At 28.1% G+C, this 7,095-nt stretch carries 6 protein-coding genes; 4 read left to right on the forward strand and 2 right to left on the reverse strand.

Annotated elements, in window-relative coordinates:
* The first annotated feature begins 97 nt into the window (after nucleotides 1-97).
* Both pta and ABJG40_RS04485 read left to right on the forward strand, forming a co-directional pair.
* Nucleotides 98-2,191 carry a phosphate acetyltransferase gene (pta, locus tag ABJG40_RS04480; RefSeq protein ID WP_348023370.1) on the forward strand — a complete coding sequence of 698 codons (2,094 nt, stop codon included), beginning with the start codon at nucleotides 98-100 and terminating at the stop codon, nucleotides 2,189-2,191.
* Between the two features lies 1 nt (nucleotide 2,192).
* The gene (locus ABJG40_RS04485; protein WP_348023371.1) at nucleotides 2,193-3,377 is read left to right on the forward strand and encodes an acetate kinase; all 1,185 of its coding nucleotides are present in this window, start codon (nucleotides 2,193-2,195) and stop codon (nucleotides 3,375-3,377) included.
* 53 nt (nucleotides 3,378-3,430) lie between these two features.
* Here the strand turns inward: ABJG40_RS04485 and ABJG40_RS04490 are convergent, their stop codons facing one another.
* On the reverse strand, nucleotides 3,431-4,564 hold the full coding sequence (locus ABJG40_RS04490) for a T9SS type A sorting domain-containing protein (protein WP_348023372.1): 1,134 nt from the start codon (nucleotides 4,562-4,564) through the stop codon (nucleotides 3,431-3,433).
* Nucleotides 4,565-4,725: 161 nt separating this feature from the next.
* Here ABJG40_RS04490 and ABJG40_RS04495 point away from each other — a divergent pair, with 161 nt between their 5' ends.
* Nucleotides 4,726-5,445: a YebC/PmpR family DNA-binding transcriptional regulator gene (locus ABJG40_RS04495; RefSeq protein ID WP_348023373.1), complete on the forward strand. Its 720-nt coding sequence runs from the start codon at nucleotides 4,726-4,728 to the stop codon at nucleotides 5,443-5,445.
* Between the two features lie 106 nt (nucleotides 5,446-5,551).
* Here the strand turns inward: ABJG40_RS04495 and lpxK are convergent, their stop codons facing one another.
* A complete protein-coding gene (gene lpxK / locus ABJG40_RS04500; protein ID WP_348023374.1) occupies nucleotides 5,552-6,565 on the reverse strand; it encodes a tetraacyldisaccharide 4'-kinase in 1,014 nt (337 codons plus the stop codon).
* Between the two features lie 76 nt (nucleotides 6,566-6,641).
* Here lpxK and ABJG40_RS04505 point away from each other — a divergent pair.
* On the forward strand, nucleotides 6,642-7,095 hold a 454-nt coding region (locus ABJG40_RS04505; RefSeq protein WP_348023375.1), incomplete at its 3' end, for a Nif3-like dinuclear metal center hexameric protein.

Raw genomic sequence — 7,095 nt, forward strand, 5'->3', positions numbered from 1 at the left:
AACTAAAACCTATTTATTTTTCAAAAAATAATGACTATTATCATAATTAGTAGTTACTTTATGATATATTTTTGCCAAATAATTATTTAAACACAACATGAGTAAAGCTATTTATATTGCCGCAGTAGAATCGGACAGTGGTAAATCATTGGTTTCATTAGGTCTTTTAAGAATGATGTTAACCAAATCTTCTAAAGTAGGATATTTTAGACCTATTATTAATGATTTAGAAGGCAGTAAACGTGATAATCATACAAATACTGCTATCAATTTTTTTAACTTAAACATCAATTATCACGATTGTTTTGCATACAAACAAAGTGAAGTTGTAGAACTTTTAAGTGATGGAAAAGCTGATGATGTAATTCAAACTGTTATCGAAAAATACAAAAAACTTGAAGCCAATTACGATTATGTTTTAGTAGAAGGTACAGATTTTTCTGGTGAAGGAGGTTTTACAGAGTTAGATGTTAACCTTATGATTGCCAAAAACCTTGGTATTCCTGCATTAATTGTTGGTTCTGGAAATGGTAAAAAGAAGAAAGATTTTATAAATACAATGCAACTTACTTATAAATCTTTTATCAATAAAGAAGTTGATGTTATTGGTCTTATTGCTAATAAAATAGAAATTGATGAAGTAGATTATATTAAAAAAGAACTGCAAAAAAGTTTTCCTGAAAAATTACAAATAGACATCATTCCTAAAGTTGACTTTTTATCTAACCCTACAGTTAAAGAGGTTGTAGAAGCTTTAAACGGAAGAGTTTTATTTGGAGAACAATTTCTAGACAACCCAATTGGAAGTTACAGTACTGGTGCAATGCAATTGCGTAACTATTTAACCAGATTAAAAGAAAACGCCCTTGTTGTAACTCCTGGTGATAGAGCAGATATTATTTTAGGTGCTTTACAAGCAAATGCATCTAGCAATTATCCTAAAATATCTGGTATTATTTTAACCGGAACTTTAATACCTGAAGAATCTATTATCAAATTAATTGAAGGGGTACAATCTACTGTACCAATTATTTCTGTTGATGGTGGAACTTTTGGAATCTCAAATAAAATTGGTAACGTAAAATCTAAAATTTACTCATCGCATAATAAAAAGATTTTATTATCATTAGACACTTTCGATAAATACGTAAACGCAGAAGGTTTAACAAACATATTAACTTCTTATCAATCTAATAAGTTAACACCAAGTATGTTTCAATACAACTTAATGCAAAAAGCAAGAGCTAATAAAAAACACATTGTTTTACCAGAGGGTGAAGACGAAAGAATTATTAGAGCTGCTGCTCGCTTACAATTGTTAGATATTGTAGATTTAACTTTATTAGGAGATAAAGCTAGCATACAATTAAAATGTGATCAAATAGGTTCTCAATTAAATCTAAATGAAATAAATATTTTAAACCCTGAAGATTCTATTCATAATGATGATTTTGTAAATACATTGTTTGAAGCACGTAAACATAAGGGTATGACAGAAACAGCTGCACAAGATTTAGTAAATGATGTTTCTTATTATGGAACTTTAATGATTATGAATGGTTTAGCAGATGGTATGGTTTCTGGTGCAGTACACACAACAATGCATACCATTAAACCATCTTTACAATTAATTAAAACAAAACCTGGCGTTTCTGTAGTTTCTTCTGTTTTCTTTATGTGTTTATCAGATAGAGTTTCAGTAATGGGAGATTGTGCAGTAAACCCAAACCCAAATGCAGAACAATTAGCAGAAATTGCCATTTCTTCAGCATTATCTGCGGAAGCTTTTGGTATAGAAGCTAGAGTAGCAATGTTATCATATTCTTCTGGTAATTCAGGAAAAGGTGAAGAAGTAGAAAAAGTAAGAAAAGCTACTGAAATTGTAAAAGAAAAAAATTCTCAATTAAAAATTGAAGGACCAATACAATATGATGCTGCTGTAGACATGTCTGTTGCAAAAACAAAAATGCCAGACTCTGAAGTAGCTGGTCAAGCATCTGTATTAATTTTTCCAGATTTAAATACAGGTAACAACACTTACAAAGCAATACAAAGAGAAACTGGTGCATTAGCAATTGGACCAATGTTACAAGGTTTAAACAAACCTGTTAACGATTTAAGTAGAGGTTGTACTGTTGAAGATATTTTTAACACAGTTTTATTAACTGCAATTCAAGCAAATCAAGAGTAATATGAATATTTTAGTTTTAAATGCTGGTTCTTCTTCTTTAAAGTACCAACTAATAGAAATGCCTGCTAAAACAGTAAAATGTGTAGGTCTTGTAGAAAGAATTGGTATGGAAGATGCCATTTTTAATCACGAAAAAGGAGATGATGAATATTCTGAAATTTTGCCAATTTTAAACCATGAAATAGGTTTAAAAAAAATTGCAGCAACTTTATTAGACTCTAAAATTGGTGTTATAAATTCTGTTGATGAAATTCTTGCAGTTGGCCATAGAGTTGTTCATGGTGGAAGCAAATTTAGTAGCACAGTTGTGGTTACTGAAGAAGTTAAAAAGAGTATTAGAGAATTATTTGATTTAGCGCCTTTACACAACCCTGCAAACTTAACAGGTATAGAAATAGCAGAAACAATTTTCACATCAGCAAAACAAATTGCAATTTTCGATACTGCTTTTCATCAAACAATGCCTAAAGAAGCCTACCAATATGCTATAGATAATTCTTACTTAGAAGAGCATAAAATTAGAGCTTATGGTTTTCATGGTACAAGTCATAAATTTGTTTCAGAAAAAGCAATTGAATATTTAGGAGAAAAATCTAAAAACATTATTACAATTCATTTAGGTAATGGTTGTAGCATGTCTGCAATTAAAGATGGAAAAAGTATTGAAAATTCTCTAGGTTTTGGACCAATGAATGGTTTAGTAATGGGAACTCGTTCTGGAGATATAGATCAGTCTGTAATTTTCTATTTAATGAAAAAATTAAATAAAACCGCAGATGAAGTTTCTAATTTACTCAACAAAGAGTCTGGAATGAAAGGTTTAACAGGATTTTCTGATTTAAGAGAAATTTCTGAAAAAGCAGAAAATGGAGATGCTAATTGTCAAAATGCTTTAGAATTAGCTGCCTATAGAATTAAAAAATATATTGGTTCTTATACTGCAATTTTAAATGGCTTAGATGCAATTGTATTTACTGCTGGAATTGGAGAAAATTCTGCATTAATGAGACAAATGTCTTGTGAAAACATGGACTTTTTTGGTATTGAATTAGATGATGCAAAAAATGCAATTCGTTCTAAAAAAATAAGGGAAATTCAAAAAGAAAATGGTAAAACAAAAATTTTAATTATTCCTACAAACGAAGAAATTGAAATTGCAAAACAATCTTACAATCTGTTAAAATAAATAAAAACCACAAGCTTAAAAAACTTGTGGTTTTTTATATCTATTTTCTTTTTCTAATTCTTCACAAATCTTTTTGTAGCAAAATTACCATTTATATCTTGTACTCTTAACATATAAATACCATTGGTAATATTTTCTATATTAACTTCATTTAGAGTTGTTGTTATTATTTTTTTACCTAATAAATTATAAACTTCTACACTTTTTATTGAAAAACTACTGTCATCAATATTTAAAATAGAAGATGTAGGATTTGGGTATATTTTAAATGCAAATGCATTAAATTCCTCTACACTAGCTGTATCACCATTATAATAATACGTAGTTCTATTTGAACCATCTGTTTCTAAAAGAATTTTGTTTACATAAAAATCACTTGTTTCAAAATCAATTTTTACTCCATACTTATCTTTAAAAGGATGAATAATATCCTTCATTTTTACATTTAAATCATATTGATACGTTGTTGTATCAGAATAATTAATTGTACCTTCATCAGTATATTCTACAAATCCTTCTTCTATAATATTATTATTTGAATCATAAGAATACTCAATACCCCCACCTAACAGATAAGTACCATCATCATTTTTTGAAAACCACTTTTCTTTTATTAATTTATTACTGGCATCATATGTATATTCGTCTTTATCATCTTCTACCCAAATATTATTGTGATATTCATAATAAATTATTTTTGTAAAATTAGAATTTGTATAAATATACTTAGCCTTATAAGAATTATCATCTTCTAAATACCATTCTTCACCATTCCACTCCTCGTATTCAACATAATAATCTATTTTAGTGCCATTGTAAACCACTTCTATTTTATCATCTTTAACCCAATTACCATTTTCTTTGTCATATTGTATTATTGTTTCAGGTAAATTATCGGAGTTATAAATAAATTCACTTTTATAAGAATCGTCTCCATAAATTGATTCTACCTCAATAAGCCTATTTAAACTATTATAAGTATAAGTTGTTGTGTCTGTTACATCATTATTACTATCATAGTAAGTTTCTGTAACTACATTCCCTTGAGTATCATAAGTGTACTCTGTTTTTCCTTGTATTAACCAATTTGTGCCATCATAATATTCTTCTATTGCCGAAGTTAATTTATCTTGCCCAAAAGCAGAAATAGAAACAATTGTTAAAAGTAAAAAAGTAATTTTTTTCATAATTATATTCATTTTAATTCGTTATAAAACTATTCTTAAATTAAGAACAAAACAATACTTACAAATAGGTATTCTTTTTTTTTAAATTTTAACTTAAAAATTGTAAAACAACTTGCTTATTTTTACATTTGTAGGCATTTTAATTAAAACAATCATTAGAAATGGGTAGAGCATTTGAGTTCAGGAAAGCAAGAAAAATGAAACGTTGGTCAGCAATGGCAAAAACTTTTACCAGAATAGGTAAAGATATTGTAATGGCTGTTAAAGAAGGAGGTCCTAACCCTGAAACAAACTCTCGTTTGCGTGCTGTTATACAAAATGCAAAAGCGGCAAACATGCCTAAAGACAATGTTGAGCGTGCAATTAAAAAGGCAACAGATAAAGATACTGCTAACTATAAAGAAGTTTTGTTTGAAGGGTATGCTCCTCATGGAATTGCAATTCTTTTAGAAACTGCAACAGACAATAATAACAGAACTGTAGCTAATGTTAGAGCAGCTTTTAATAAGTGCGATGGAAACCTAGGTACTTCTGGTTCTGTAGTTTTTATGTTTGACCATACTTGTAACTTCACCATTAAAAAAGAAGACATTACAATGGATATGGAAGAGTTAGAATTAGAATTAATTGACTTTGAAGTTGAAGAAGTTTTTGATGATGAAGAAGGTATTATTATTTATGCACCTTTTGAGCAGTTTGGAGCAATACAAGCTTTCTTTGAAAAAAATAATGCAGAAATCTTATCTTCTGGATTTGAAAGAATACCTACAACCACCACAACTTTAAGTGGAGACCAACAAGCTGATGTAGAGAAGCTTTTAGAAAAATTAGAAGAAGATGATGATGTACAAAACGTGTATCATTCTATGGTGATTGAATAAAAAGTGACTTTTATAAAAAATTTGTGTCATAAAAATGAAGTAACCTTATTAAAGATACTTCTAACAAAAATCAAAAAGAAGAAACCAGCGCTTAACAACGCTGGTTTTATTTTATATGATTTTTAATAATTAAATTAAATTCTTCTTTATTCTCTAGAAATGAAGTTTGAATCCCTAAAAAAGAAAGCTCTTCTAACTTACTTTCTAAACGAACATAATCTTTTTCTGTAGTTAAAATTAGTTTTTTAGCCGATTTAAAACCTAAAAATTCTTTCTTAATGTCTTCTATTTCTTTTTTTGTAAAATGATGATGGTCTGTATATTTTAAATGCGTATAACTTATATTTTTATCACTCAGAAAACTTAAAAGTGGTGTAGAATTTGCAATTCCGGTGATTAATAAGACCTCATAATCAGATAAATGACTTACTGGAACTTCTTGACTTCCAGAAGTTTTTAAATTGTAAGAAATAGTAGTAAAAAATACTTTTTTATGATATTTCTTTAATTTTCTTAAAATTTCATTTTTAGAAGCTTCAGTTAAATTTTCTGGACATTTAGTAACCAAAATAACATCCGCCCTTTTTGCTCCTATCCTACTTTCTCTTAAATTTCCTGTTGGCAGTAAAAAATCATCAGCAAACAAATCATTAAATTTAGTTAATAAAATATAAAAACTACCTTTTACTTTTCTATGCTGATAAGCATCATCTAATAAAATAACTTCAGGTGATTTATCTTTAACTAATTTAGTAATTCCTTCTACTCTATTTTCATCAACAACAATATTTATGTTTTTAAACTTCTTAAAATATTGTAAAGGTTCATCACCAACATCTTCTGCAAAATGTGTTTCATTTAACAAAACATATCCTTTAGTTTTTCGTTTGTAACCTCTACTTAAAACCGAAGTTTTAAATTCATCTTTTAGCAAACGAATTAAATATTCAATTTGAGGTGTTTTTCCTGTTCCTCCAACACTTAAATTACCAACAACAATTACTGGTGTCTTAAAAGATGTTTGCTTAAAAAACCCTACATCAAAAAAGAAATTGCGAATGGTTGTTACAACGTTATAAATAACAGCAAATGGAAATAATAAAAATCGTAGAAATTTCATTCATACGAAAATAAGTCATTTTTATGGATTGATGCATGGAAAATGTTAACTTTGATTTTCGATACAATTTTGATTTATGATTATAAAAGACATCACAAATTACTTAGAAGAATTAGCTCCTTTAAATTATGCTGAAGATTTTGATAATGTTGGTTTATTAGTTGGTAATTATTCTACTTCCGTTTCTGGAGTTTTAGTTACCTTAGACACTTTAGAAGAAACTGTAGATGAAGCTATTGCAAAAAAATGTAATTTAATTATTAGTTTTCATCCTATTATTTTTGGTGGATTAAAAAAATTGAATGGAAACTCGTATGTAGAACGTGTTGTTTTAAAAGCCATTAAAAATGACATTGCAATTTACGCTACTCATACAGCTTTAGACAATAGTAAAAACGGTGTTTCAGCTAAAATGTGTGCAATTTTAGGCTTAGAAAACACTAAAATATTAATTCCAAAAAAAGGAATTATAAAAAAATTAACCACTTATGTACCTACAAACAATACAAAAGCATTAAGAACTTCTCTTT

The sequence above is a fragment of the Polaribacter sp. genome, assembly GCF_039939415.1.
Lineage (GTDB): Bacteria > Bacteroidota > Bacteroidia > Flavobacteriales > Flavobacteriaceae > Polaribacter.